The sequence below is a fragment of the Mycobacterium sp. NGS45 genome (assembly GCF_059812645.1).
Genome location: NZ_JCALDB010000001.1, coordinates 99531 through 125901, shown reverse-complemented (window position 1 = coordinate 125901; position 26371 = coordinate 99531). Strand labels below are relative to the sequence as shown.

Here is a 26371-nt window from a genome sequence, read left to right as displayed (position 1 = left end):
TGGGCTGGCAGCGGTCGTCCCGCTCAGCGCAGCACCCGGACCGGGACGTTGCTCCAGCCCGCGACGTTCTGCATGTTGACCCGCTTGCAGCCGGCGAAGTCCACCTCGAAGCGCGGCATGAAGTCCAGCATCCGTTCCAGTGCGATCACACTCTCCAGCCGAGCCAGGGCGGCACCCAGACAGCTGTGGATCCCGTAGCCCAGACCCAGGTTCTGGCCCTCGGTGCGGTCCCGATCGATGTCGAACCGGTCCGGATCGGTCCAGGCATCCGGATCCCGGTTGGCCGAACCGCCAACCAGGAACACCGGCACGCCGGCCGGGATGGTCACACCGTGCAACGTCACTTCCCGCATCGACCGGCGCACGTTGTACTGCGCGGGCGCTTCGTAGCGCAGCAGCTCTTCGACCGCGGCCGGGATCTTGCTGCGATCGTCGAGCAGTTTCTGCCACTGATCAGGGTTCTGCGCGAACACCACGGCGGCGTTGCCCAGCAGCTTGGTCACGGTCTCGGCCCCGGCGCCGCCGAGAAGTGTGGCGAATTCCGTGATTTCGAGGTTGGTCAGCGGTTCCATGCTGCCGTCTTCGCGTTCGATCTCGGCCTCGATCAGCTTGCTGATTAGGTCGTCACCCAGCTCGGTGCGACGCTTCTTGATCAGCTTGTAGTAGTACACCGACATGTTGATGGCAGATTCCAGCCCGGCCGCGCTCATCTCGACCTCGCCCGGCTCGCGATGCAGGAAGTCATCGATCCAGAGCCGGATCTGCTGATGATCCTCGTCGGGGACGCCCTGCATGGTGGTCATCACGTCCACCGGGAACAGCGCCGAGAAGTCCTGCACGAAGTCGAACCCGTCCGGGTCCACCGCCGCCAGGTGCTTGTCGATCAACTCGATGACCAGCTCGCGCCTGGCCTGGATGGCGCGCGGGGTGAACACCTTGTTCAGCAGGCTGCGCATCCGGCGGTGCGCCGGCGGGTCCATCGCGATGATCGAGCCATGTTCGGTGACAACCCCTTTGCGCACCTGGGCCAGATCGACACCGTAGGCCGACGAGTAGGTCTCGTGGTCCTTGAACGCGGCCGCGACGTCGTCGTGCCGGGTCAGCGCATAGAAGTCGTACTCGTCGCTGTAGTACACCGGCGCTTCCGCGCGCATCCGGCGGTAGGTCTCATACGGACTGGTGAAGAACTCCTGGGAGAACGGGTCGAACACCACCGTGGCGGCCGTGGTCATGGCTTCACTCCTGCATGCTGGTTCTTCTGGTGGCCCCGGAGTCGACGGCGAGTCCGGTTGCGCGCCAACCACAACGAGGCGTCGGCATACCACTGCATGGGTTTGCGGAACGGCGGCGCTGCCGTGCCGGTGATACTGAACGGCAGGTCTGACCCCACCACGGTGCGGTAGTGGGTGAACGCGTCGAAGCCGGCCTTGCCGTGATAGGCGCCCATCCCGCTGCGGCCGACGCCGCCGAACGGTGCAGCCGACGGAATCATCTGGGCGGCAAAGTCATTGCGGGCCACCCCGCCGCTGCGGGTGTTGCGCAGGAACCGGCGGAAATCGTCGTCGTCGGGCCCGTACCAGTACGCTACCAGCGGCGCGGGCCGTTCGTTGACGTAGTCGATCGCCGCAGAGACGTCCCGGTAGCCCTGCACCACCAGCACCGGACCAAAGATCTCTTCATGCGCAATCCGCATGTCCTCGGTCACCCCGCGCACGATGGTCGGCGCGATCTTGCGCGACGCCCGGTCGGGCAGGGTTTCACCGGGTGGGGCCACCGGCTGCACCTCGGCCCCCTTGGCCTCGGCGTCCGCGAGCAAGCCCAGCACCCGGTCGTAGTTCGCTTCGTTGACGCTTGAGCAGTAGTCCGGGTTCGCGACGATGCTGTCGAACATCTCGGTCAGCGTTCGGCGCGCGGCCGCGATGAACGCCTCGACCTCGGCGTCGGGCACCAGCACGTAATCCGGGCAGACACAGACCTGTCCGCCGTTGACCATCCGGGCCGAGGCGATCCGGGCGGCGGCCTTGCCGACCTGGGCGGCCGGAGCCACCACGACCGGGTTCTTACCGCCGAGTTCCAGGGTCACCGGAACCAGGTTCTGCGCGGCCGCCCGGCCCACCAGCATCCCGACCTCCGGCGATCCGGTGAAGAACAGGTGATCGAACGGCAGCGCGGAGAACCGTGCCGCGACGTCCGGCCCGCCGGTGACGACCGCCAGCTCGGTGGCATCGAAGTACTTCGGCGCCAACTCTGCGAATAGCGCGGCGGTGCGCGGCGTGACCTCCGACATCTTGATCATCACCCGGTTGCCGGCCGCGAACGCCGCGGCAGCCGGCAGCACCACCAGGTTGAGCGGGAAGTTCCACGGCCCGACGATGCCGACCACGCCCAGCGGTGACGGTTGCACGTCGGCGGCCAGACCGAACCACCGCGCCGGGCGCATCAACCTGGCCGGTTTCATCCACTGCGCGACGTGGCTGCGGGTGTGTTCGATCACCGGCATGATGCCGACCACCTCGGTGAACAGCGAGGCCGAACGCGACCGGGTGCCGAAATCGGCCGCCATCGCGGTCACGAAGTCCTCGGTGTTCTCCAGCACCAGCGCCGACAGCCGGTCGATCCGGTTGAGCCGCTCCGCCAGCGCGGGCGGACCTGCCGCCACGAAGGCCCGGCGCGCGGCGTCCAGCAGGGCACGCAGGTCGGCGTGCTCCTCGTCGGCAAGCGGCTGCCGGGCGAGCACCAAATGACCGTCCCCCTGTTCCACTGGCACACCCCTTTCGTCGCGAGCCATTCGGAACTATCAACGGTAAAGGTTACAGTATCGCGGTCGACGGCGGTGCTGACGGGACCGATCAGGCGGGCCGGACCGCGACCGGGATGCCGGTCAGCCAGGACATCCCGGCGAGCGCCTCGACATCGGCCGGATCGCTGGACATCAGCTGGTTGACGTTGACGCCGCCGGCCCGGTTGGCCACCTGCCAGGTCCCGGTGCCCCGATGCCCCCAGCCGTGCGGCACCGCGATGGTGCCGCGAACCATGCCGTCGGTCAGCTCCACCGGGATCTCGATGGTGCCGGTCGCCGAACTGATCTGGATCCGCGTGCCGGCGCCGATGCCCAGGTCCCGGGCATCCAGGGCGTGCATCAAGGCCCGGTGCGCCAACTCCCCGCGTTTGAGCACCGGTGCCATCAACTGCGCGGCGTTGTGCATCCAGGAATTCTCCGAACGCGGTTCCCGCATCCCGATCAACCGCATCGGGAACTCGGCCGGCGCCGGGCGTCGGGTGAGCGCAGCGATCTCGTCGGCGATCTCGTCGTGCGCCAACCGGATGCGACCCCGGCGGTACACCACCACCGAACGCAACACCCCGGTGCGCACATCGGGTTCGACCACCACACCGTGCGGGCGTTGGGTGGTCAGTGTGCGAAAGCTCAGGCCGCCACGGCGCAGCCCGAACAAGTCCCCGCCGGCCGAGGTCCGGATCACCAGATCCATCATGGCGCGCGGGCTCCACTGCCTGCCGGTCCGCTCGACCAGCCCGCGCAGCCACCCGATCAACCGAAAAGCCGGTGTCGCCGTGGACATTCGACGCATCAGATCGTCGATGATCGTCCACTCGGTACGCGCCTGGCCGCGGGGTGCCACCACCGCTTCGGTGGCCTGGCGGAACGGGGTGCCCTGGAACATCTGGAAGGTGATCGGGAAGTCGTCCCGCTCGTACATCGTGGTCACCGGCAGCACGTAGTCGCAGTGCGCCATGGTCTCGGTGAGGTAGAAGTCCAGGCCCACCATCAGCTCGAGCCCGTCGAGGGCGGCTTCGAGTTCGTCGCCGTTGGGTACCGACAGCACCGGGTTACCGGCGCTGACGAACAGCGCGCGGATCTGATCGGCCCCGGGTGTGCTGATCTCCTTGGCCATCAACGCGGCCGGCTCGGCCATCAGGACCGACGGGAATCCGCCCACCCGGGTGCGTTTGCGCCGGTAGGCCCGACGCAACACGGCGCCCATCAGCGCCGAACCCAGTCGTTGTCCGGGCGCACCCAACGTGCTGAACACGCTGCCGCCGGGGCGATCCAGCTTGCCGGCCACCAGGTTGACCACGTCGATCAGGTACGCGGTCAGGGTGCCGTTGCGGCCGACGCAGGTGCCGAACCGGCCGTACACCGCAGCCCGCGGGGTGGCGACCAGATCCCGGGCCAGGCTGCGCACCGCGGCGGGGTCAATGCCGGTACGCACCGCGGTGGCCTCCGGCGGGAACGACGCGCACTGCGCGCGCAACCAATCCAGGTCGTCGGCCTGCGCTGCCACCGCCGCAGCGTCCACCAGGTCCTCGTCGAACATCACCTGCAGCAGCGACAGCAGCAGGTAGGCGTCGCCGTCGGGCACGATGCCCAGCCACTCGAACTGTTCGGCGGTCTCGGTGCGGCGCGGGTCGATCACCACCACCCGACCACCGCGTTTCACGATGTCGTGCAGCCGGTCCTTGATCCGCGGCACAGTCAGGAAACTGCCGTGCGACACAACCGGATTGGTGCCCAGCATGACGAACAGATCGGTGCGCATCAGGTCCGGGATCGGCACCGCGGTCGGGGCGCCGTAGAGCAGTTGGCTGGCCACCAACCGGTTGCTGGTGTCCTGTGAGGAAGCGGTGAACAGGTGCGAGCGCCGACCCAGCCCCTTGATGAACGGGAACACCGCGAGCAGATGCGAATAGCTGAACGCGGTCGGATTGCCGAAGTACCAGCCCACCGCACCCGAACCGTCCCGGCGGTGGATGGCGGTCAGCCGGGCCGCGATGTCGTCGAGCGCCGCATCCCAGCCGACCGGTTCGAAGCCGTCCGGGGTGCGTCGCAGTGGTGTGGTGACCCGATCCGGGTCGTTGACCACCTCGGTGAACGCAATGCCCTTGGGGCAGGCGAAGCCCGCCGACAGCGGATGCTCCCGGTCAGGCCGCAGTGAGACCAGGCGGCCGTCTTCGACGGTGGCGATCATGCCGCACAACGGTTCACAGATCCGGCAGAACGTGGTGCGAAGTTCGGTCTTGGCGGCCGGACCGCCGCCCTCGCGTGGTTCGTCGTGGGCCACCGAGGTGGGCTCTGCGGCGTGGACCATGAGGACCGCCTTCCTAGCCGTCCGAGCAGTGCACTAGATAAGCTACTGTAAGTGTTACGGTTGGGCGGCTGAATCCAGTCGATTCGCCGTCGCCGGCCATCGGCCCGACGCGACCCGACCGATCGGACAAGAGGGGACCTGTAGTGAGCAACGACGTGGCCATCATCGGCGTAGGTCTGCATCCCTTCGGCCGGTTCGAAGGCAAGACCGCCATGCAGATGGGTGTCGATGCGATGGTCGCCGCGGTCGCCGACGCCGGCGTGCAGTGGAGCGACATCGGCGCTGCGACCGGCGGCAGCTGGACCGTCGCCAACCCGGACGCGATTGTCGGGATGGTCGGGTTGACCGGCATCCCGTTCACCAACGTGTTCAACGCTTGCGCGACGGCGGCCAGCGCGGCCAAGGTGTGCGCGGACGGAATCCGGCTCGGCGACTATGACATTGGCCTCGCGGTGGGCCTGGACAAACATCCCAAGGGCGCGTTCACCGAGGACCCGGCTCTGGTCGGGATGCCGCGCTGGTACGCCGAGAACGGCCAGTACCTGACCACCCAGTTCTTCGGCATGAAGGCCAACCGCTACCTGCACGACCACGGTATCTCGCAGGCCACCTTGGCCAAGGTCGCCGCGAAGAACTTCCGCAACGGGGCACTCAATCCGAATGCGTTCCGGCGCAAGCCGATCCCCGAGGACGAGATTCTCAACTCGACCATGCTGAACTATCCGCTGACGCAGTACATGTTCTGCGCGCCGGACGAGGGCGCGGCCGCGGTGGTGATGTGCCGGGCCGACATCGCGCACCGCTACACCGACAAGCCGGTGTATCTGCGTTCGGTCGAGGTGCGCACCCGGCGCTACGGCGCCTACGAGGTGAACACCACGTTCGCCCCGGTCGACGAGGACGTCGCCCCGACGGTGTACGCGGCGCGGGCGGCCTTCGAGAAGGCCGGCGTGGCCCCCGAGGATGTCGACGTGATCCAGTTGCAGGACACCGACGCCGGCGCGGAGATCATCCACATGGCCGAGGGCGGTTTCTGCGCCGACGGCGACCAGGAGAAGCTGCTGGCCGATGGCGCCACCGAGATCGGTGGCGCGCTGCCGATCAACACCGACGGCGGATTGATTGCCAACGGTGAGCCGATCGGCGCCTCCGGTCTGCGTCAGATGCACGAGATCGTGCGGCAGCTACGCGGTGAGGCCGGTGAGCGCCAGGTGCCGGGCAACCCGAGGGTGGGCTTCACCCAGCTCTACGGCGCCCCGGGCACCGCGGCCGCGGCGGTCCTGACCCGCTGAACCCGCCCCAACTCACCCGTGAAACATGAATTGTTGTACGAGTTGTTCGCAAAATCCGTACAACAATTCATGTTTCGCGAACCACCAGACCGTCTGCCGCGCGGACCGCCCGCGTAACACCTCGGCGAGATTGAACCTGGGCGTCGGTCTAGTTGACCCCGACCGCATCGCGCGCCGCGGCCTGCTCGACATGGTGCCGGGCCGCGGCTCGGATCGCCTCTTCGACCGGCCGCGGCGTCCAGCCGAGCTCGCGGGTGGCCTTGCCGTGGTCGGCCGGGGAGGTCAACTCCATCAGGCGGGCCGAATCCCGGCCGAGCGGAACGTCCTTTCCGGTCAGCCCGGCCAGCACCCACAGTACCCGCGTCACGCCGTGCACCGCGGCCATCGGCACGCCGAACCTGGGCGGCTTGGCACCGGTCGCCTCGGCCGCGATGGTCATGAGTTCACGCTGGCTCATGTAGCGGTCCGAGATGATGTAGCGCTCGCCGATCCGGCCCTTTTCCGCGGCCAGCAGCATCGCGTCGGCGACGGCGTCGATGCACACCACCTCCGATCCGATCCCCCGCACGTAAACCGGCATCTTGCCCAGCGCCGCGAGCTTGACGAACAAGCCTTGGCGCGGCTGCAGGTCCGGTGGGCCGAACGGGTTGGACACGTTCATCACCACCGCGGGCAGGCCGTGCTCGGCGACGTAGGACAGCACCGACTCCTCGGCAGCACGCCGGGAGGCGATGTAGGAGCCGCCCTGCTCGGCCCAGTTGAACGGGGTGTCCTCGTCGACCGGCCGGCCGTCGTCGCTGATCGCGATCGCACCGATGGTGCTGGTGAAGACGAACCGGCTCAGATCGGCCCGGGCCGCGACGTCGAGCACATTGCGCAGCCCTTCGACGTTGGTCCGGAACAGCGGAGCCGGATCGTTCAGTTCGGCGCGGGTGTCGACGACGCAGTAGTACACCACGTCGCGATCGGCCATCGCCGCGGCGACGGCCTCGGTGTCGAAGATGTCGCCGTAGTGCCGCTGCACGTCCAAGCCCTCGATGCCCTTGGTCGAACTGGACCGGCGCAACAGCACCCGCACGTCGTCGCCGCGCTGCACCAGATGTCGGGTGACACACGCGCCGACGTTGCCGCTGGCTCCCATCACCAGCGCTCGTTGGGGCACTCCTGCGGGCATGACAAATCTCCTGGTTCCAACGCGACGAAAGGTGGTTACCAAAGTGCTTACCGTAGCGACCGCGGTTTTGTTGGTCGATCGAACAAATCCGACCTGATCCCGCCGCCACCGTAGTGACAACCGAATCCCTTACGGTAGTGTTTTCAACCAACCGTCCGACAGCAGTGCTCGCGCCGCGAGGGAGATCGCCATGAACCAGCCCAGTGAGCAGTTTCGGGATGCGCCGATCTTCGACGCCGATCAGCACATGTACGAGACCGTCGACGCGCTGACGAAGTTCCTGCCCGAGCGCTACCAGCGTGCCGTGCAGTACGCCCAGATCGGCAGGCAGACCCGGGTGGTGATCAACAACCGGGTCACCGACTTCATCCCGAATCCGACCTTCGAACGGGTCGCCGCCCCGGGGGCGCACGAGAAGTTCTTCGCCGGCGAGAACACCGAGGGTCTGACCCTGCGGGAAATGCAGGGCAAGGCCATCGAGGCACCCGCGGCCACCCGCAACCCGGCCGACCGGGTCACCGAGCTGGATCGGCAGGGCGTCGTCGAGGCACTCAACTACCCGACTTTGGGCAGCCTGGTGGAGCACTCCAGCGCCGACGATCCGCAGCTGACCCTGGCGATCATCCACGCGCTCAACGAGTGGATCCTCGAGCACTGGAGCTTCAACTACCAGGACCGGGTGTTCACCACCCCGATCCTCAACCTCTCCGAGGTCGACGCCGCCCAGCGCGAACTGGAATTCATCCTGGCCAACGGCGCCAAGGCCGCGTTGATCAAACCCGGCCCGGTCAACGGCCTGCACGGTTGGCGATCCCCGGCGCTGCCGGAGTTCGACCCGTTCTGGCGCGACGTCGAAGCCGCCGGCCTCCCGATCGTGCTGCACGCCAGCTATCCGCCACTGGACGACTACGTCAACAAGTGGGAACCGCCGCACACCCAGAACTTCATGGCGCAGAGCGCTTTCCGCTGGATGGTGCTCGGGCACCGGGAGATCGCGGACATGATCACCGCGCTGATCTGCCACGGCACCCTGACCCGGTTCCCGAAACTGCGGATTGCCAGTGTCGAGAACGGCAGCGGCTGGATCTTCCCGTTGTTCAACGACTTCGAGGATCTGGCCAAGAAGATGCCGCAGAACTTCCCCGAGCACCCGCATGAGGTGTTCCGGCGCAACATCTGGGTCAGCCCGTTCTGGGAGGGCTGTGTGTCCGACGTGGTCAACACCGTGGGCTGGGACAAGGTGCTGTTCGGGTCGGACTATCCGCATCCGGAAGGCCTGCCCGAACCCAAGGGGTTCTGGCGCTACGCCGAGGGCATGGATGTGCGCCGCACCTATGACTTCATGGGCGACAACGCCCGGCGGTTCATGGGTCTGCCGATCGCCAACCCGGACCCCGAGGCGGCGCACGCCCCGCACCTGACGGCACCGGCGGGCTGATCGCCGTGACCCAGACGCAGGAATCCGAAACCGCCGGCGACACCGGAATTCTCGCCGGCGAGGCACGCATGCTGATCGACGGCGAACTGCAGCACAGCGGCACCGGCGCGTTGTTCGACGTCGAGCATCCCGGCAACGGCCAGGTGATCGGGCAGGCCGCCGACGGCACCGTCGCCGACCTGGACCGCGCCATCGCGGCGGCCCGCCGCGGCTTCGACGAGTCCGAATGGTCGCGCGACGTCGCGTTCCGTCACCACTGCCTGATGCAGCTGCACCACGCCCTGGACCGCAACAAGGAGCGGCTGCGCCGGATCGTGGTCACCGAAGTGGGGTGCCCGGTCAGCGTCACCGGCAGCCAGATCGAGGACCCGATTGCCGAGGTGAAGCACTGGGCCGACTACGGGCGCGACTTCGAGTACCTGCAGGACACCGGGATCCACCGGGCGGTGATCGGCACCGCCCGCCGCACCCTGCAGTTCGACCCGGTCGGCGTGGTCGGCGCGATCACACCGTGGAACGTGCCGCTGTACCTCAACGTCGCGCAGAGCGTCCCGGCCCTGATGGCCGGCAACACCGTCGTGCTCAAACCGGCGCAGCTGACTCCGTGGTCGGGCACCGAGCTGGGCCGCATCGTCGCCGAGGAGACCGACATCCCGGCCGGGGTGTTCAACGTCGTCACCTCCAACGCCAACGAGGTCGGTGCAGCATTGTCGGCCGACCCGCGGGTGGACATGATTTCGTTCACCGGGTCGACGGCCACGGGTCGGGCGATTCTGGTCGCGGCAGCACCGACGGTCAAGAAGACCATGATGGAACTCGGCGGCAAGTCGGCGCACATCGTGCTCGACGACGCCAAGTTCGACAAGTGCCTGCCGATGGCGGCGATGGTGGCCACCGTGATGAGCGGCCAGGCCTGCATCATGGCCAGCCGGATCCTGTTGCCGCGCAGCCGCTACGACGAGGGCATCGAGATCCTGAAGACCGCGCTGGAGGGCACCGCGGTCGGCGATCCGTGGGATCCGGGCGTGCTGCAGGGCCCGCAGATCAGCGCGGCCCAGCAGCAGAAGGTGCTCGGCCTGATCCGCTCCGGGATCGACGCCGGCGCCCGGTTGATCACCGGCGGCGGCATCCCCGAACAGCTCCCACACGGCTATTACACCGAGCCGACGCTGCTGGTCGACGTGGACCCTGATGCGCAGATCGCCCAGGAGGAGATCTTCGGGCCGGTGCTCACCGTGATCCCCTACGACACCGACGACGAGGCCGTCGCGATCGCCAACAACTCGATCTACGGACTCTCCGGGGAAGTGACCGGGGTTGACACTTCGCGGGCCTTTTGTATCGCCCAACGCCTGCGAACGGGTAACGTGACGGTCAACGGTCGTAGCCACTTCGGCCTCACCAGCCCGTTCGGCGGCACCAAGCAGAGTGGGCTGGGCCGACGCAACGGCGACGAAGGATTCCGGGAGTACCTGGAAATCAAGACGATCGGGCATCCGGCCTAGACCCGGCGCCCGACAGGAGAGGGGTTCCGTGTTCAAGCCGATGCAGGGCGTTCGGGTGCTCGAGGTCGCGCAGTTCACCTTCGTTCCGGCCGCCGGGGCGATCCTGGCCGACTGGGGCGCCGACGTGATCAAGGTGGAGCACCCGGTGCGCGGTGACACCCAGCGCGGTTTCATCAACATGGGCGGGTTCGAGTTGGACCCCGACCGGCACCCGCTGATCGAACATCCCAACCGTGGCAAGCGCAGCATCGGCATCGACGTCTCCACGCCGGGCGGCCAGGAAGTGCTCTACGAGATCGCCAAGACCGCCGATGTGTTCCTGACCAATTACCTGCCCGGTCAGCGGCAGCGCAACAAGTTCGACGTCGAGCACATCCGCGCGGTCAACCCGAACATCATCTACGCCCGGGGCAGCGCCTACGGCGACAAGGGCCCCGACCGGGACACCGGCGGCTTCGACGGCACCGCATTCTGGACCCGCAGCGGTGTGGGCCACGCACTCACCCCGGAAGCCATCGACGGCGCACTGCCGCAGGGCATTCCGGCCTTCGGCGACTCGATCGGCGGGATGAACATCGCCGGCGGCATCTCGGCGGCGCTGTTTCACCGAGAGCGCACCGGGGAGACCGCCGAGATCGACGTCTCGCTGCTGAGCACGGCCTGGTGGGCGGCCGGGGCCAGCGTCACCCAGGGCATGGAGACCGGTGAGACCATGCGATCGCTGATGCCCGGCGACGTCAGTTCGGTCAATCCGTTCATGGCCAACTACCAGACCTCCGACGGCGGCACCATCAACTTGTGCATCGTCAGCCCCACCGGCTACATCCGGGACACCTGGGAGCATCTGGGTCTGCCGGAGTTGGCCGACGATCCGCGGTTCAACGATGTGATGCCGCTGATCCAGAACGCCAACGAGGGTGTCGAACTGATCACCAAGGCGATCGCCGCCAAGCCGTTCGAGTACTGGCGTCAGCACCTCAAGACCATGAAGGGCCAGTGGGCGCCGTTCCAGAGCCTGGTCGACATCGCCACCGACGAGCAGGCCGTGGCCAACGACATGATCGTCGAGGTGGAGCCGGCCGACGGTGGTAAACCGTTCAAGGTGGTGCGCGGACCGGTGCAGTTCAACCACGAGCCGTTGGAGACCACCCGGGCGCCGCAGGCGTCCGAGCACACCGAGTTGGTGCTGATGGACATCGGGCTGGACTGGGACCGCATCGAAGAACTCAAGGAGTCCGGCGCGATCGCCTGATCAGGCCCGCCAAACAGACCGGGTCGTCACCGTTGAACGGTGACGACCCGGACTGTTTCGCCGAGGCTGCGCCGGCAGGCGGTGGCTACGACACTTTCACCTTGGGCGGCGAGTAGTTCGGCTTGCCCAGACCCAGCACGTGCTGCGCGATCATGTTGCGGAACACCTCGAGTGATCCGCCGTAGATGCCGGCCAGTGGCGCGAACCGGTAGATGTACTCGGAGCGACCGTCGTCGACGGTGCCGTCGGTTTCGATCGGCAACGCCGCTGCACTGCCCAGGATGTCCATCACGTCCGGACCGATGTCACGCATGGTCTGGGCTTGGGCCACCCGGCCGAAGATGCTGGGCGCACTCAAACAAGCCTCCATCCGGGCCACGCTGCGGCCCAGCCGGTAGGCCACCGAACCCTCGTCCACGGCGCGGTTACCGTCCGGGCCCACCCGGCCGACGACGGCGGCGGCGCGATCCACCGCGTTGACCATGAAGCCGGCCTGATGCGCCATGATCGCCGGGTCCTGCAGGCCGTCCGGCGCGGCCGCGACCGCGCCGTGCTCGGCGTCCAATGGCCCGCGCAGCACCGCCCATCCGTTGTTGGCCTCACCCAGCAGATATTTGTCGTCGACCCGGACATCGCTGTAGTAGACGATGTTGGTGCGATCGCCGTCGATGGTGCGGATGCCCTGGATCTCGATGCCCGGAAGGTCCAACGGCACCAGGAACATACTCAGGCTCTTGTGCTTCGGGGCGCTCGGGTCGGTGTTGGTGATCAAGAAGACGTATTGGCAGTTGTGCGCTCCGGTGGTGAACATCTTGGAGCCGTTGATCACCCACTGATCGCCATCCCGCACCGCCCTGGTCTTACAGGTCGCGATGTCCGATCCGCCCTCGGGTTCGGTGTAGCCCAGGCACATTCGCGCGTGTCCGCTGAACACCTTGGGCATTACTTCCTCGACCAGCTCGGGCTTGCCGTACGCCTGCACCGAACGCGCCACCAACGACGTCGTCCCCCAGGTCACCCAGGGCACATGATGCCGGCGTTTCTCCAACTCCCAGATCCGGCGCCGCACCCGGGAGAAGCCGCCGTCCTCGGGCGCCTTCCACTCACCTTCCAGATAACCTGCGGCTCCCAGCGCCAGGTGCACGGTCTCGTCGAAGTTGTCACCGGTCTCCCGGTCGCGGCGCAGCACATCCTCGGTGATGATCTCGTCCAGGAATCTGCGCACTTCGTCGTAGAACGCTTGATCCTCTTCGGAGAGTTCGACTTTGGTGAAATCCATGGGATTGTCCTATCCGGCCTGAGCGGCTTCTCGGGTGGCAACGAGTTCGGCGATGTGGCGCGCGGTGACGCCTGGGTCGCCGCCGGCCAACGGCCAACCCCGGGCCCGGACCAGGTATGCCGTGGCGGCCGCCTCGGTGGAGACCCCGAGTCCGCCCTGGATGTGGGTGGCCATGGTGGCGGCCTTGGCCGCTTCCTCGGTCATGAACACGAACGCGCAACCGGGAAGTTCCGGACGCTCTTGGGGTTCGTTGTCCAGGAACCAGGCCGCCCGGTGCGCCAGGTTGCGCCCGCTCTGCACCACGATCGCCATGTTGGCCAGTGGGTGCGAGATGGCCTGCAGCGTGCCGATCGGCACCCCTAGGGTGTAGCGGGTCTTGGCGAACTCCGCGGCGACGGTCATGGTCTGCTCCACCAGGCCGGCCAGTGCGGCGGCCTGCAGAACCTGCCATTCATCAAGTGCCCGAGCGCATTCCGCCGCTGCTGCCGCCCCTGACCCGAGCACCGCCCGGTGATCGGCGGCGGCCGGGTCCACCCAGGCCATCGGCAACCGGCCCAGGTTGTTCACCCGCGCCGGGCGGGTGTCATGGCTGAGCAGTACGACGTCGTCGCCGTCACGGACGATGACATGATCGGCGATCGAGGCGGATCCGATCAACCGGCGCCCGGACTTGGCCTCGGGGTGCGCGTCGAAGGCGACCACCCGGGTTCCGGCGACGGCTTCGGCGTCCACGCCGCCGAGTCGTTCCCATAACCGCACCGCGACGACGTGGTCGATCCACGGTACCGGGGCCAACGACCGGCCGAGTTCCTCGGCCACCAGGGTCAGGTCCACCAGTGTGGCGCCGTCACCGCCGGCCTGCTCGCCGACCGCCATGGTGGTGGCCCCCATCGCGCACAGCCGCTCCCACAGGCTCTTGTCGAACCCGGTTTCCTCTGCTGCCCAGACGGTTTCGATGGAGCAGTGACTGTCGAAGAATTGCCGGTAGGCCGTCTGCAGGTCCTTGTGGTCTTCGGTCAGGCTGTAGTCCAGCCGACGCAATTCGTAGCGATCCATCGGGTTACTGCTCCTGGGTTTCGAAGAAGAACTGCTGTGCGTTGCCGTAGAGGTAGTTGTCCAGCACCTCAGCCGGCAGGTCGAGTGCTCTGGCCTCGGGAACCACCCGGTGCTGACGTAGCACCGGCCAGTCCGAGGCGAAGATGATCTTGTTGGGCCCCCGAGTGCGCATGTAGTGCAGCAACTCTTCGGGCAGCCGTTTAGGCGACCATGCCGAGGTCATCAGGCGCAGGTTCTGGTACTTGATCAGCATCCGGATCGCGATGTCCCACCAGGGATCCGCACCGTGAATCATGCACAGTTTGAGCTCCGGGAACCGCACGCACACCCGGTCCAGGTGGATCGGGTTCTGCACTTCGCCCGGGATCGGTGGGCCGGGCAGGCCGGTGTTGACGCACAGCGGCAAACCGATCTCGGCGCACTTGGCGTACAGCGGGTAGTACACCGCGTCGCTGGGCGGGTACTGTCCGTCGCCCCAGAAGCTGGGCCCGACAACGGTATAGGTGACCGGCAGGTCGGCCGCCACCGCGGTGAGTTCCCGCAGGCTGGCGACCGGTCGCAGCAGGTTGACGCCGCCCATTGCGAGCGTGAACCGGTCCGGGCGGGCTTCGACGAACTTGCGGGCGGTCACCGACGGCTTGGCCAGGTTGTCCATCAGGATCGCTTTTTCAACCCCGTGCTCGTCCATCTCCTCGAGCAGTTCGCCCATGTCGACCGGGTCGAACATGGACTTGGGGCCCTTGAAGTAGTCGTCGCGCACCTTGGTCATGAACTTCGGTTGCACCTCGGTCTCGCCGAAGTGCACGTTGACCAGACAGTCGATGACCCGACTCCGGGCACCGTCGCGCTGTTCGTGCTCTGTCATCTCGTCCCTCGTTCGACGTCGACCAACCCGGCCGAAACGGAGTTTTCCCGGGTTGCCTGCTGTTTGGCCCATCGATAGTCGGCTTTGCCATTGCCCAGCCGGCGCACCCGATCGACGAACAGCACCTCTTTCGGAGCCTTGAACCGGGCCAGCCGAGCCACGACGGCGTCGTGCAGTTCGGCGGCGTCGACGGCCGCGCCGGCACTGCGGGCCACCAGGGCGACCACTTCCTCGCCCCAGCGGGGGCTGGGCCGGCCCACCACCAGAGCGTCGCGCACCCCGGGGTGCGCGCGCAGTACTTCCTCGACCTCTTCGACGAACACCTTCTCACCACCGGTGTTGACCACCAACGAATCTCGGCCGTAGAGCCGCAGCGTGCCGTCTGCTTCGATGGCTGCCCGATCCCCGGAGATCACCACCCGGACACCGCCCACTTCGGGGAAGGTGGTGGCGGTGCCTTCGGCATCGTTGAAGTAGCCGAGCGGAATTCGTCCGGTGCGGGCCACCCAACCCACCTGGTCCTCGCCCGGCTCCAGGAATCGGCTGTAGTCGTCGGCCAGCACCAGTCCGCCGTCGCGGAAGGTGAACGTCTCGGTGTGGTTGCCGCGCTGGTTGTGGCCGAATCCCATGTTGCCGGTTTCCGAGGACCCGTAACCGTTGATCAACGTGATGTTGGGCAGGTGCTCCAGCAGGGCCTGCTGGTTGCGCAGATTGGTGCCCGCTCCCCCGGTCCCGATCGCGAACAGGCCCGAGAGGTCATAGCTGTTGCGGCCGAGTTCTTCGACGATCGGCCCGGCGTAGGCGTCACCGACCATCGTCATCAGGCCGACCTTCTCACGTTCAGCGGTCTGCAGCACAGTGCGCGGGTCGAAACTCTTCGAGGTGTCGTGCAGCACAACGGTTTGTCCGTTCAGCACTGCCGAGAACGCCGTCCACAGTCCGGCCGCATGCATCAATGGTGACACCGCGAACCACGGCGGGCCCTGGCTGCCCAGCTTGTCGTGAATCTCGCTGACCGTCGCGTGGTCGGCGCCGTTCATCGAGGCGACGTACATGTCGGCCTGGCGCCACAGCACACCCTTGGGCCGACCGGTGGTGCCACCGGTGCACACCATGATCAGATCGTCCGGGGACGGTTGGATGTGCGCGTCGGTGCCGCCGGCCGCCACCGCATCGTCGAGGGAAATCGCTCCGGGCAGATCCGGTGCGGCGCTGCCGTCGTCGATCGAGATCAGCAGTTCGGCGCCGCCGGGCAGCACCTCGACGAACTTCGCTCCCAACCCGCGGTGATAGATCACCCCGCGCGGAGCGAGGTAGGCCAGCAGCTCAGCGACCTCGCCTGGGGTGTAGTGATAGTTCACGTTGACCGGCACCACCCGCGCCTTCAGACAGGCCAGCACCATGTCCGGGTACAGGTCGTTGTGCATGATCAGCGCTACCCGGTCTTGGCCGCACTCCCAGTTCTGCAACTGGGCACGCTCGGTGTGCGCGCCAAAACCCTGCTGCGCCAGATAGTTGGCCAGCCGCCGGGTCCGCTCGGCGGTTTCGGCGTAGGTGCTGCGCCGGTCACCGGAGATCGTCATCACGCGATCCGGCACCACCTCGGCGATGGCATCCAGCACCGCGCCGAGTGTCCACTGCGTCATCTGGTGAGCCGTCCGGTCAGTCCGTCAGATTGACGTTCGGCCCCAACAGCGTCAGTGCGTTGTCCCGCATGACCATTCGGGTGTCCTGATAGCTGAACTCGGGGAATTGCGGGATGTCGGCAGTGAAGCTGGTCGGGTCGGCCAGGCCCTCGCCGTGCGGCCAGTCCGAACCGAACAGGATCTTGTCCACGCCGATGGTTTCGGACAGCAGTTTCACATCGTCTTCGTAGTACGGCGCAATCCAGACGTTGTTCTTGAGCTGTTCGACCGGGTCTTCCTGGTAGTGGTACGGAGCATTGTTGGCAGACTTCTTGAGCCGCTTGATCAGTCGGTAGACGAAGTACGAACCGTTCTCGATACTGACCACTTTCAGCTTGGGATGCCGGGTGAACACCTGGTGGACGATCATCGATGCGATGGTGTCGTGGATCGCGCGGTCATCCATGATCACCATGTCCAGCGGGTCGCGCTTGCCGAAGCCCTTGAACACACCGCTGCCGCCCCACAATGCGGGGATGGCCATGTAGCCGGAGTCGGAGAGGTGGAACACCACCGGGATGCCGGCTTCGGCGAGCCGAGCCCACACCGGATCGTGGACCGGATCGCCGAGGGAGCGTGGCCGCACCGCGCCGGGCACCGGCGCGGGCCGCACACAGACCAGCTTTGCGCCCCGGCTCAGCACGAAGTCGACCTCTTCGACTGCCCTGTCCGGATCGGCCAGCGAGATGATCGGGGCGCTGAAGATTCGGTGGTCGGGACGGTCGAAGCCCCAGTCCTCGTCCAGCCACAGGTTGAAGGCGTGGATCGAGACCATGGTGGCCTCGATGTCGTGCTTGAGCCCCTCCTCCACACCGCAGGCGAACGTCGGCAGCATGAACACCGATTGCAGGTTCTGCTTGTCGAGGATCGCGACGCGGGCATCGCGGTTCTGGTACTCGGGGTGGTCGGCCAACCGGTCGACCTTCATCAGCGACGCCGGGTTCACGCCTTCGGGGATCTCGCCCCGGAACAGGAGGTCCAGGCAGCCGGGTTCGATGATCGGGTCGAAGGTCGGGTTGGGGATGAAGTGGTTCACCACCCCGCCGAACACCGCCAGGGTGCGTTTACCGTCTTGCACCATCTGTACGCCGCGGGAACGGAATTCCTTGGGCAGGTGTCGGGTGAAGGCATCGATCGGCTCGTAGTAGTGGTTGTCGACGTCGATGGCCCGGTAGTCGAGCTTGGCGTCCGGCTTGGTCTCCAGAGTGGTCATCGTGGTGTCCTCCCGGTCCTTTTCAATCCTGTTTCAATCCTGCGCCGACTGGTTGTTCAGCGGCGGGAAGTTCGGCGGGCGCTTTTCGAAGAACGCGGTGATGCCCTCGATGAAGTCGGTGCGCTGCATCGAGTCGTGCATCAGCTTCTCGGCCTTGTTGCTGGTGTCCACCAGCCCCATTCCGGCGTCGGCGTAGAGCTGTTGCTTCATCACTGCCAGCGAGGTGGGCGAGCAGTTCCGCGCCATCTCGTCGGCATAGGCCAACACCTCGGGCATCAGCTCCTCAGGTGGGAACACCTTGGAGACCAAACCCAGTTCGGCGGCCTCCTCGGCCCGGAACGTGCGTCCGCTGAGCAATAGTTCGACCGCCTTGGCCCAGCCGATCAGCCGGGGCAGGATCCAGGAGATGCCGTACTCGGCGATCAGGCCGCGCCGGGCGAACGACGTGGTGAACTTCGCCCCGGCGGCGGCGAAGCGGATGTCGGCCATCAGCGCCTGCGACAAACCCATGCCGGCGACGGCGCCGTTGATCGCGACGATCACCGGCTTGCTCAGTTGGGTCAGGAAGTACGGGTGCTTGGCCGCCACCAGCGCGCTGACGTCGGTTTGGTTGGCCGATTCCACCGTGGTGGCCGAGATCGAGTCCAGGTTGCCCATGTCCGCGCCGGCGCAAAAGGCCCGGCCCGAGCCGGTCACGACGATGACGCGGACCTCGGGATCGGCCTCGGCGGCGTCGATGCAGCGGTAGAAGCCCGATGAGAGCGCGTGGCCCCACGCGTTCATCCGGTCCGGCCGGTTGAAGGTCAGCACCGCCACACCGGACTCTCGAACCTCGTAGAGCACAGCGGAATCCCGTTCGGACGCAATGGATTCCACGACGCCATCAGAAGCGCTCACCCCGCAGTCCTCCTCAGCCGATCCGACCCGGTTGTATGCGCATACTGTACACCTATCGGTAGCGCCTTCTGCAACGGGCGCACGACGGATGCGCGAGGTGGCGGATCGCCGGTCTGTGCGGCTCGGCCAGGCGCCTGGACCTCATGTGAAGTCGGGACCATGCACAGCCATGCACAGCCTCGGCCACGAAGTCGCAGATTCCCCGGAGACGCCAAGAGGCCGAATAACCGCAGGTCATTCGGCGAAAGTGAATCGTGGGCGAACTCTTTCATTAGGTTAGCCAGACCTATTGTTTCACAGCTAGTTCTCAGCTATTGTCCAGGGTTCACACAGTCCAAACATGGGCTGTGTCACACAAGGGGAGAATCGATGCAACAACCTCGTCGTACCGCTGCGGATTGCGATTACCAGCTCACGGCGGCACCACCGAGAACGCGCCGGACCAAGCTGGCGGCCGCCGGCATCGCGGTCGCCACGGCCGGCGCAATGGCGGTCAGCCCGGTTGCCGCCACGACGCCCGAACTTCGCGATACCACCTACACCTCGAGCACGCCGGTGACGCTTTCGGCGTTCGAGAACCCGCTGCTGGTGTGGGGCACGACGTTTGCGAACCTGGGTACGTCGATGTTCACCGGGGATGGTGGGTACGGCGCATCGAACTGGCCTGGTGTGTTCCCGGCCAGTGAGGCCGCCTTCGGTGGTCTGGGAGACACGCTGCAGAGCCCTGCCGTGCAGGCGCAGTTCCAGAACATGTTCAGCAACCTGGCCGACCCGGAGCGGATCCAGACCGTATTGGGCAAGCTTCCCGAGTACGGTGACCGGATCGCCCAGGCCCTGGCGGGTTCAGAAGAAGCAGGGGGCATCGCGGTCGACGAGATCCTCGCAGTGCTGGAGGTTTCGCTGGATCACCTGTCCAAGGGCGAGTTCCTGATGGCCTTCGGCGAGTTCAACTATGTGTTCCTGACCACCGGCCTGTCCGGCACCAGGGCCAAGTTGCTGGATGGCCTGCGGGTCCCCGGCGACATCCTCGATGACCTCGGCCTGGAACCACTGGCCCGCATCCTCGGCACCAGCTGGATGGCCAAGACCGGTAATAACGGTCAGATCGATGGCCCGGGCTTGCTCTCCCGCACAGTGGTCGGCAACTTCGGCCGGGCCGCGTTGGCACCGTTCATCACCGCGATGTTCCAGACCACCGAGATCCTCGATGAGGTCGTCGCGGCCATCGACGATGAAGACCCGGTCGCCGCGGTCAGCCACCTGGTGAATGCGCCGGCCAAGGTCACCAACGCCTTCCTCAACGGGTACCGGCCGGTCTTCATGGACACCCCGGGCCATCCCTACTACGTGGAAGGCGGCGCGCCGGGCCAGACCTTCCCGGGTGTGTTCTCGAACACCGGTACGGTCGATTTCTTCCTGCGCCAGGTGCCGGAACAGATCGTCAGGGCGCTCAACGCGCCGCGGCCGGTTCCGCCGCCGGAGGCCGAGCCGGAGCCGCAGAATTCCGTCGTCGCCACCAGCCAGAGTGTCGATGAACAGCAGGAACTCGGTGCAATCCCGAACCTGAACAAGCGCAGCGATCGCACCTTCAACGTGAGCATCGCGCCTGCTCCGGCCATCGTGCCCGACGCCCCCGAGATTGAGGGCGACGCACCTGGCGGCACTCCGGATCCGGTGACGCCGGACGCCGAGGTGCCGCCTGCCGAGGTGCTGGCTGCCGAGGATCCGCAGACCAACACCCCGGTGGTCAACGACGTGGTCAAGAAGCCCACCCGGCCCAGCCTCAGCGGCACGTTGAATAAGCTGAATCCGTTCAAGCGTCCGACCATCGCCAGCAAGCCGACCCCGGCTTCGGAAGCCGGCAACGTCGGCGCCAACAGCGCCGCACCGGAGCAGCAGTCGTCGCAGCCGGACACCAAGTCCGAAACGAAGTCCGAAACCAAGGCGGGCGCTTCGGATGACGACAAGCCGAAGAAGCGCTTCGATCGCAAGAAGCGCGAGCGCAAGGCAGCCAAGACCGGTGGCGACACGGAGTGATTCGTCGCTGACCTGAAGCTTGACTGAGGACAGACCTGGGGAAGAGCCACACCGGCTCTTCCCCAGGTTCAGTTCAGCAGGCGCTCAGCAGTCCCAGCCGACGGTAGGCGGCTTCGATCTTCGCCTTCGCTGCATCGGGCACCGGGACCTGCGGGGCGCGGGAGTGCGGATAGGAACCGATCGGCAGTCCCAGCACGGCCGCGGCGTGTTTGAACGCCCCGGCCCAGTGCGTGAAGTAGTCCGGCCGTCCCGGATAGCAGGTGAACAATCCGGCGGTGTCCAGATCGAACTGGTCCATGCCGCGGTCGGCCGCATAGTCCATCGCCTCGGTCAACCGGTCGGCGTAGATCAGCTGCCAGTAGGCCGTCAGGATCTTGTCCTGCGGTGTCTCGTGCAGGTAGCCGACCGTGCCCAACTGTGCCGGGCAGACGATCCCGGCCCGCAGCCAACCGGCCCGATACACGGTCAGATCGCATTCCCAGATCACCAGTTCCGGCGCCAGTTCATGCAGTTTGCGGCTGTTGTGCGGGCGGAACGCACCTTCCTTGGTGGCGCACACCGCCGGTATCTCGGCGTAGATGCGCGCACTCTCGGCCGCCTTCAGCACATAGCCCGACGACGGCGAGTTGAACATCCCCAGCGCAATATCGGTGCGGTCGGCGACGTAGCGGAAGAACGCCAGCACCCCGGCGCCGCCGTGAGCTTCCATCATCGGCGTCTGCAGGTAGGCGATGTCGGCGCCGACCTGCTGGGCGTGCCGGGTCAACTCCACGCAGTCCTTGGGCGAGGTCGCGGCCGTGCAGGCCTGCACCACCAAGTCCGGATTCGCCGCGCGACCCACTTCGATCGCGACCTCCAGCAACCGCTTGCGCTCATCGAGCGTGAGCGCCCAGAACTCTCCCACACCGCTTGTGCACCAGAGCATTTCATGGCCGAGGTCAGCGACGCAGTACCGCACCAGAGTGCGGTAGGCAGCCCAGTCGATGTCTTCGCCATCGGGTCCGGCAAACGGTGTGTAGAGCGAATCGCCGATTCCGCGCAGTGCCACCGGGGCCCAGTCCCGCGCTTCTGCCGCCGTCGCCATCTGCCACCCTCCTCGCCGAGGTCCGCACCCAAGCTACCGGAAAGAGTTACGATACCGGTTACCGTAGAGCAGTTCGGCAACGAGATCGGAGGTCGCTGCACTGTGTTGCTCGTCTCAGCACCGGCTGCGGACGAGGGCAAACTGGATGGCTCCCGGTAACGTTGACGGCAAGCGACGAATTCATTGGAGGTGCCCGTCGTGGCAAAGCAGGCGACCGCCGTCAAACGGCAGCGGCGTGAGCGCGGCTCCATCAATCCCAACGACATCATTGCGGGAGCGTTCGAGCTGGCCGAACAGGTCGGTATCGACAACCTGAGCATGCCGCTGCTGGGCAAGCATCTCGGCGTCGGCGTCACCAGCATCTACTGGTACTTCCGCAAGAAGGACGATCTGCTCAATGCGATGACCGACCGCGCGCTGCGCCAGTTCGTCGTCGACACTCCCTATGTCGAGGCCAAGGACTGGCGCGACACCCTGACCAACCACGCCCGCGGAATGCGAAAGGCGTTCCTGAGCAACCCGATTCTGTGCGATCTGGTGTTGATCCGCTCTGCGCTGTCGCCGCGGGCGGCCGCCATGGGCGTCACCGAGGTGGAGAAGGCGATCGCGGGTTTGGTCGAGGCCGGCCTGTCACCCGAGCAGGCCTTCGACACCTATTCGGCGGTGTCGGTGCACGTTCGCGGGTCGGTGGTGCTGCAACGGCTCTATGAGAAGAACCGGGCAATCGACGGTGGCCCAGGAGATTTCGAAGAGGCCATGACCATCGACCCGGATGTGGCACCGTTGCTGTCCAAGGTCACCCAGGCGGGGCACCGGATCGGTGCCGCCGACGACGCCAACTTCGACTACGTACTGGGCTGCATTCTGGACCGGGCCGAGCAGGCCATCGCTGAGGCGAAGAAGCCGGCACGCAAGGCCAAGCGGTCCTGACCCTCCCGGCGGGGAGGCCTCACGGTTCCGGGACGAAGAAGTGCTCGTCGCGCAGCCGGAACGCTTCCTTGGTGCCGTGCTGCGCCCGGGTCTTGACGAAGTTGAACTCGCCGGGCGCGAACTGCAGGTTGGTGCCGTAGGCGTGGAACAGATAGCTGCACACCTCTTCGCCCTGGTACGCCTGGCTCTGCTCGACCAGCCGGAACGCCTCCTTGGCGATCACCACGCCGTCGGCCGGCATCTTGGCCGCCTTCTGCGCCCAATAGCTGGCTCGCGCTGAAACCTTTTCGGGTGCACAGGTTTCGGTGAACACACCCAGGTTCTCGACTTCGCCGGCCTCGATGATGTCGCCGGTCAACAGCAGTCGGCGGGCCAGCACCGGGCCGAGCCGGTGAAAGAACATGTGCAGGCTGCCCAGCGCGGGTCCGAGGAACCGGGTCGCCGGCATCCCGATCTTGGTGTCGCGCCCGATCACCGAGATGTCCATCATCAGCGCCATCTCGAACCCGCCGCCGAGTGCGTAGCCGTTGATCTCGCCGACGGTGACCTTCGGGAAGCCCATCAGGTTGTGATAGAAGCCAAAGGTCTTGCGGTCCACTGTGAGTCGACGCCGCTGGCTGGGCCGGGACTTGGCCGGTGCGGCATCGGGCGTGCGCTGGCTGCCGTCGGCGCGTTCGCCGTACCAGCCGTAGGCGTTGTTCATGTCCGCGCCGGTGCTGAACACGCCCTCCGCACCGCGCAGCAGTACGACGGTCAGGTCATCGTCCTCGGCCACCCGGTCCAGGCAGCGTTCGACGGCATCCCGCATGCCGGCGTCATACGAATTGCGTTGGGCCGGGTTGTTCAGCGTGATGGTCGCGATCCGGGTGTCGTAATCGACGTCGAACAGCACACGGCCATCGGTTGCCGACCCGTTCTGGGCTGAAGTCATCAGTACCGCTCCTTCAGAGGTGTCTTGCCGTGGCCGTTGCGGCCGGGATCGAATTGCTGTCCGACGCCGACGATCTTGTTGGCATCGATGGGCGCACGGACCGCCGCCAGCGTGTTGTTGCGTGCGGCCGTGAGATGGGTGCGGGCCAGTCGCACCGCACGTTCGGAGTTGCCGTCCCGGATCGCGTCGAGCAACCGCTGATGGTCCCGCAGTGCGGCCCGCCGGGTCGCGACGGTGTTGGTTTCACTCGGTGCGCCGACGTCGTCGGCGCTACTCCACACCGAAGACTCATGGGCAGACCAGATCACCTCCAGCGCACCGATCAACAGGATCATCGGCTCGTTGCCGCACCGAGCCACCAAGGCTTCGTGGAAGCGTCGCGCGTTCGGCACGAACTGTCCGGCGTCGTCGAAAGCTTCGGTCTGCCGGGCTATCTCGGCTTCCAGATGCGGTATGACCTCGGTCGCGCGGTCGGGCCGCTCGGCGCACATGCCGGCACACAGCGGTTCCAACTGCATCAGGGCGCCACTGACGTCGGCCGGGGTAGCCGCCCGGGCCTGCAGCACCATCGCGATGGTGTGCGCGGTGCGTTGTGCCGACGGTTGGTGCACGATGGCGCCGCCGACGTTGCCGCGACGCACCGAGACCAAGCCTTCGGATTCCAGGATGTGGATGGCTTCCCGGACTGCCGGCGGACTGACACCGAACTGACCGAACAGGGTTTCCTGGGTCGGCAGTACGTCACCTTCGGCCAGTCGGCCGGACAGGATGTCGTCACGCAGTCGGGAGGCCACCAGTTCGGCGACCCGGGGTGGCCGGATGCGAGGCGGTGTCATCGCCGCCTCCCTTCCGGATCCCAGCCGTCGTGGGTCCCTGTTTCGCCGACGCCCATTCCTTGCTAAGTTGTACAGGATTGGACTCGTATCGTCTACTGTAGCCCTATCTATAACCCCTCCGGAAAGGCGGCTCCCCAGGTGAGCGAGCAAGCCGACCAGCACGGCGACGGCGACTCCGGCGGCGTCGTGACGCTGACGCACGACGCCGGTGTCCTGCGCATCACCCTGGATCGCCCGAAGCGGCGAAACTCCCTGAGCCATGCCATGATCGAGGATCTGGTGCAGGCGTTGACGTCGGCCGCCAGCGATGACTCGCTGCGGGCCATCCACATCACCGGGGCCGGCGGGGACTTCTGCAGCGGCGCGGACTGGGTGGCCACCAACTCCAGCGGGAAGCGGCCACGCGCCGGGGATCTGGTGCGACGGGTCCCGCACGGCGCGAACCGCGTCGTGGAGTTGATCACCTCGGTGCAGCTACCGGTGGTGTGCAGTGTGCGCGGGTACGCGGTCGGACTGGGCTGCAACCTGGCGTTGGCAGCGGACTTCACCATTGCCGAAGAGGGCGCCACGCTGTGGGAACCGTTCGTCGATCGCGGCTTCAGTCCGGACTCTGGGTCCACCTGGCTGTTGCCCAGGCTGGCGGGTGTGGCCCGCGCGCGCCGCATGCTGCTGCTCGGCGAACGGGTCAGCGGAGCCCAGGCGCTGGACTGGGGGCTGATCCACGACGCGGTACCGAGCAGCCAGCTGGCCGAGGTCACCGAGGCGTTGGTCGCCAAACTGGCGGCCGGGCCGACCGTGGCGTTGGGCCTGGCCAAACGGGCACTCGCCTACGGCCAACACGCCACCTTGACCCAGAGCATGGCCGCCGAACTATCTGATCTCGAATTATCATGCCGCACTTCTGATTTCAAAGAGGGCCTGGCGGCCTTCCGAGAGCGACGCACCCCGGACTTCCGGGGCCGGTGACGAAGGGAAACACATGGTCGCTTACGACACCATCGGCTACGAGGTGGCCGGCCACACCGCCACCATCACGCTGAACCGGCCCGAGGCGCTCAACGCGCTGAGTCCGCACATGATCAGCGAGTTGCGGGCCGCCTATGACGAAGCCGAGAACGACGACGACATCTGGTTGACGATCGTCACCGGGACCGGGCGGGCGTTCTGCACCGGCGCCGACGTCAAGGAGATCCCCGAGGACGGCAAGGTCATCTACGAACGGCCCTACCTGTCCAGCTACGACCAGTGGGAAGCACCGCAGGAAGGCACGCCGCCGTTTCGCCGGATGGCCAAGCCGGTGCTGGCGGCCATCAACGGCATCTGCTGCGGTGCCGGGTTGGACTGGGTGACCACCGGCGACATCGTGATCGCCTCGGATCAGGCGACATTCTTCGACCCGCACGTCAGCATCGGCCTGGTGGCCGCGCGCGAGATGGTGCGATTGGCTCGGGTGCTGCCGCGCAACATCGCGCTGCGGATGGCGCTGATGGGCAAGCACGAACGCATGGATGCCCAACGCGCGTATGACCTCGGCATGATCAGCGAGGTGGTGCCGCACGAGCAGCTGCTCGAACGCGCCCACCAGATCGCCGACGTGATCAATTCCAATGCGCCGCTGGCCGTCCGCGGCACCCGGCTGGCCATTCACAAGACGCTGGATCTGCCGCTGCTGGAAGGCGAGATCCTGGCCGAGACGTTCCGGGAACGGGTGGTGCGCACCGAGGACGCCAACGAAGGCCCACTGGCGTTCGTCGAGAAGCGGGCCCCGAACTGGAAGTGCCGCTGAGAT

The 26371-nt window shown here is 66.5% G+C and carries 21 protein-coding genes; 8 read left to right on the top strand and 13 right to left on the bottom strand.

All coding sequences use genetic code 11. The annotated features are described in order from the left end of the window. Positions 1-23: 23 nt before the first annotated feature. The 3 genes from AC5Y3P_RS00545 to AC5Y3P_RS00535 all read right to left on the bottom strand — a co-directional run bounded on the left by AC5Y3P_RS00545 (position 24) and on the right by AC5Y3P_RS00535 (position 4988). Positions 24-1232 carry a cytochrome P450 gene (locus AC5Y3P_RS00545; protein ID WP_500043936.1) on the bottom strand — a complete coding sequence of 403 codons (1209 nt, stop codon included), beginning with the start codon at positions 1230-1232 and terminating at the stop codon, positions 24-26. Then, positions 1229-2737: an aldehyde dehydrogenase family protein gene (locus tag AC5Y3P_RS00540; protein ID WP_500044256.1), complete on the bottom strand. Its 1509-nt coding sequence runs from the start codon at positions 2735-2737 to the stop codon at positions 1229-1231. Before AC5Y3P_RS00540 ends, AC5Y3P_RS00545 begins: the two co-directional genes overlap by 4 nt. A 112-nt stretch (positions 2738-2849) precedes the next feature. Beyond that, positions 2850-4988, bottom strand: coding sequence for a molybdopterin-dependent oxidoreductase (locus AC5Y3P_RS00535; protein WP_500044255.1), 2139 nt, complete (start codon positions 4986-4988; stop codon positions 2850-2852). 263 nt (positions 4989-5251) lie between these two features. Between AC5Y3P_RS00535 and AC5Y3P_RS00530 the strand changes: the two genes are divergently transcribed. Beyond that, the gene (locus tag AC5Y3P_RS00530; RefSeq protein WP_500043935.1) at positions 5252-6400 is read left to right on the top strand and encodes a thiolase family protein; all 1149 of its coding nucleotides are present in this window, start codon (positions 5252-5254) and stop codon (positions 6398-6400) included. Positions 6401-6548: 148 nt separating this feature from the next. On the opposite strand, the gene AC5Y3P_RS00525 is transcribed toward AC5Y3P_RS00530, so the two are convergent. Beyond that, positions 6549-7574, bottom strand: a complete 1026-nt coding sequence (locus AC5Y3P_RS00525) for an NAD-dependent epimerase/dehydratase family protein (RefSeq protein WP_500043934.1) — start codon at positions 7572-7574, stop codon at positions 6549-6551. Positions 7575-7764: 190 nt separating this feature from the next. Here AC5Y3P_RS00525 and AC5Y3P_RS00520 point away from each other — a divergent pair, with 190 nt between their 5' ends. The 3 genes from AC5Y3P_RS00520 to AC5Y3P_RS00510 all read left to right on the top strand — a co-directional run bounded on the left by AC5Y3P_RS00520 (position 7765) and on the right by AC5Y3P_RS00510 (position 11769). Further along, positions 7765-9012, top strand: a complete 1248-nt coding sequence (locus AC5Y3P_RS00520; RefSeq protein WP_500043933.1) for an amidohydrolase family protein — start codon at positions 7765-7767, stop codon at positions 9010-9012. A 68-nt stretch (positions 9013-9080) separates the two neighbouring features. Next, positions 9081-10517, top strand: a complete 1437-nt coding sequence (locus tag AC5Y3P_RS00515; RefSeq protein ID WP_500044254.1) for an aldehyde dehydrogenase family protein — start codon at positions 9081-9083, stop codon at positions 10515-10517. Positions 10518-10557: 40 nt separating this feature from the next. After that, the gene (locus AC5Y3P_RS00510) at positions 10558-11769 is read left to right on the top strand and encodes a CaiB/BaiF CoA transferase family protein (protein ID WP_500044253.1); all 1212 of its coding nucleotides are present in this window, start codon (positions 10558-10560) and stop codon (positions 11767-11769) included. 85 nt (positions 11770-11854) lie between these two features. Here AC5Y3P_RS00510 and AC5Y3P_RS00505 read toward each other — a convergent pair whose 3' ends face one another. The 6 genes from AC5Y3P_RS00505 to AC5Y3P_RS00480 are packed head-to-tail and all read right to left on the bottom strand — an operon-like array spanning position 11855 to position 18764. Further along, positions 11855-13048 carry an acyl-CoA dehydrogenase family protein gene (locus AC5Y3P_RS00505; protein ID WP_500043932.1) on the bottom strand — a complete coding sequence of 398 codons (1194 nt, stop codon included), beginning with the start codon at positions 13046-13048 and terminating at the stop codon, positions 11855-11857. Between the two features lie 9 nt (positions 13049-13057). Continuing rightward, positions 13058-14104 carry an acyl-CoA dehydrogenase family protein gene (locus AC5Y3P_RS00500; protein ID WP_500043931.1) on the bottom strand — a complete coding sequence of 349 codons (1047 nt, stop codon included), beginning with the start codon at positions 14102-14104 and terminating at the stop codon, positions 13058-13060. A gap of 4 nt (positions 14105-14108) precedes the next feature. Next, on the bottom strand, positions 14109-14969 hold the full coding sequence (locus AC5Y3P_RS00495; RefSeq protein ID WP_500043930.1) for an amidohydrolase family protein: 861 nt from the start codon (positions 14967-14969) through the stop codon (positions 14109-14111). After that, positions 14966-16615, bottom strand: a complete 1650-nt coding sequence (locus AC5Y3P_RS00490) for an acyl-CoA synthetase (protein ID WP_500043929.1) — start codon at positions 16613-16615, stop codon at positions 14966-14968. Before AC5Y3P_RS00490 ends, AC5Y3P_RS00495 begins: the two co-directional genes overlap by 4 nt. A gap of 16 nt (positions 16616-16631) precedes the next feature. Then, on the bottom strand, positions 16632-17867 hold the full coding sequence (locus AC5Y3P_RS00485) for an amidohydrolase family protein (protein WP_500043928.1): 1236 nt from the start codon (positions 17865-17867) through the stop codon (positions 16632-16634). A 33-nt stretch (positions 17868-17900) separates the two neighbouring features. Beyond that, complete coding sequence (locus AC5Y3P_RS00480) at positions 17901-18764, bottom strand: enoyl-CoA hydratase (RefSeq protein ID WP_500043927.1); 864 nt, start codon at positions 18762-18764, stop codon at positions 17901-17903. A 369-nt stretch (positions 18765-19133) separates the two neighbouring features. Here AC5Y3P_RS00480 and AC5Y3P_RS00475 point away from each other — a divergent pair, with 369 nt between their 5' ends. Then, positions 19134-20801: a DNA-directed RNA polymerase I subunit RPA34 gene (locus AC5Y3P_RS00475; protein WP_500043926.1), complete on the top strand. Its 1668-nt coding sequence runs from the start codon at positions 19134-19136 to the stop codon at positions 20799-20801. A gap of 73 nt (positions 20802-20874) precedes the next feature. On the opposite strand, the gene AC5Y3P_RS00470 is transcribed toward AC5Y3P_RS00475, so the two are convergent. Beyond that, a complete protein-coding gene (locus tag AC5Y3P_RS00470; RefSeq protein ID WP_500043925.1) occupies positions 20875-21885 on the bottom strand; it encodes a dihydrodipicolinate synthase family protein in 1011 nt (336 codons plus the stop codon). A 198-nt stretch (positions 21886-22083) separates the two neighbouring features. Between AC5Y3P_RS00470 and AC5Y3P_RS00465 the strand changes: the two genes are divergently transcribed. After that, the gene (locus AC5Y3P_RS00465; RefSeq protein ID WP_500043924.1) at positions 22084-22815 is read left to right on the top strand and encodes a TetR/AcrR family transcriptional regulator; all 732 of its coding nucleotides are present in this window, start codon (positions 22084-22086) and stop codon (positions 22813-22815) included. Positions 22816-22834: 19 nt separating this feature from the next. Here AC5Y3P_RS00465 and AC5Y3P_RS00460 read toward each other — a convergent pair whose 3' ends face one another. Together AC5Y3P_RS00460 and AC5Y3P_RS00455 are read right to left on the bottom strand one after the other, a co-directional pair. Next, complete coding sequence (locus AC5Y3P_RS00460; RefSeq protein ID WP_500043923.1) at positions 22835-23746, bottom strand: enoyl-CoA hydratase/isomerase family protein; 912 nt, start codon at positions 23744-23746, stop codon at positions 22835-22837. Then, on the bottom strand, positions 23746-24582 hold the full coding sequence (locus AC5Y3P_RS00455; RefSeq protein WP_500043922.1) for a FadR/GntR family transcriptional regulator: 837 nt from the start codon (positions 24580-24582) through the stop codon (positions 23746-23748). The genes AC5Y3P_RS00460 and AC5Y3P_RS00455 overlap by 1 nt, the downstream gene beginning before the upstream one ends. Before the next feature lie 186 nt (positions 24583-24768). On the opposite strand from AC5Y3P_RS00455, the gene AC5Y3P_RS00450 reads away from it, so the two are divergent. Beyond that, positions 24769-25548: an enoyl-CoA hydratase-related protein gene (locus AC5Y3P_RS00450; protein WP_500044252.1), complete on the top strand. Its 780-nt coding sequence runs from the start codon at positions 24769-24771 to the stop codon at positions 25546-25548. Positions 25549-25561: 13 nt separating this feature from the next. Continuing rightward, complete coding sequence (locus AC5Y3P_RS00445) at positions 25562-26368, top strand: enoyl-CoA hydratase/isomerase family protein (protein WP_500043921.1); 807 nt, start codon at positions 25562-25564, stop codon at positions 26366-26368. Positions 26369-26371 lie beyond the last annotated feature (3 nt).

Bases quoted from the DNA above. Each gene is read 5' to 3' on its own strand.
- AC5Y3P_RS00485 (WP_500043928.1), bottom strand. From the start codon at position 17,867: ATGACCACTCTGGAGACCAAGCCGGACGCCAAGCTCGACTACCGGGCC.
- AC5Y3P_RS00495 (WP_500043930.1), bottom strand. From the start codon at position 14,969: ATGACAGAGCACGAACAGCGCGACGGTGCCCGGAGTCGGGTCATCGAC.
- AC5Y3P_RS00490 (WP_500043929.1), bottom strand. From the start codon at position 16,615: ATGACGCAGTGGACACTCGGCGCGGTGCTGGATGCCATCGCCGAGGTG.
- AC5Y3P_RS00500 (WP_500043931.1), bottom strand. From the start codon at position 14,104: ATGGATCGCTACGAATTGCGTCGGCTGGACTACAGCCTGACCGAAGAC.
- AC5Y3P_RS00475 (WP_500043926.1), top strand. From the start codon at position 19,134: ATGCAACAACCTCGTCGTACCGCTGCGGATTGCGATTACCAGCTCACG.
- AC5Y3P_RS00505 (WP_500043932.1), bottom strand. From the start codon at position 13,048: ATGGATTTCACCAAAGTCGAACTCTCCGAAGAGGATCAAGCGTTCTAC.
- AC5Y3P_RS00510 (WP_500044253.1), top strand. From the start codon at position 10,558: ATGCAGGGCGTTCGGGTGCTCGAGGTCGCGCAGTTCACCTTCGTTCCG.
- AC5Y3P_RS00460 (WP_500043923.1), bottom strand. From the start codon at position 23,746: ATGACTTCAGCCCAGAACGGGTCGGCAACCGATGGCCGTGTGCTGTTC.
- AC5Y3P_RS00445 (WP_500043921.1), top strand. From the start codon at position 25,562: ATGGTCGCTTACGACACCATCGGCTACGAGGTGGCCGGCCACACCGCC.
- AC5Y3P_RS00455 (WP_500043922.1), bottom strand. From the start codon at position 24,582: ATGACACCGCCTCGCATCCGGCCACCCCGGGTCGCCGAACTGGTGGCC.
- AC5Y3P_RS00525 (WP_500043934.1), bottom strand. From the start codon at position 7,574: ATGCCCGCAGGAGTGCCCCAACGAGCGCTGGTGATGGGAGCCAGCGGC.
- AC5Y3P_RS00470 (WP_500043925.1), bottom strand. From the start codon at position 21,885: ATGGCGACGGCGGCAGAAGCGCGGGACTGGGCCCCGGTGGCACTGCGC.
- AC5Y3P_RS00520 (WP_500043933.1), top strand. From the start codon at position 7,765: ATGAACCAGCCCAGTGAGCAGTTTCGGGATGCGCCGATCTTCGACGCC.
- AC5Y3P_RS00515 (WP_500044254.1), top strand. From the start codon at position 9,081: ATGCTGATCGACGGCGAACTGCAGCACAGCGGCACCGGCGCGTTGTTC.
- AC5Y3P_RS00535 (WP_500044255.1), bottom strand. From the start codon at position 4,988: ATGATCGCCACCGTCGAAGACGGCCGCCTGGTCTCACTGCGGCCTGAC.
- AC5Y3P_RS00545 (WP_500043936.1), bottom strand. From the start codon at position 1,232: ATGACCACGGCCGCCACGGTGGTGTTCGACCCGTTCTCCCAGGAGTTC.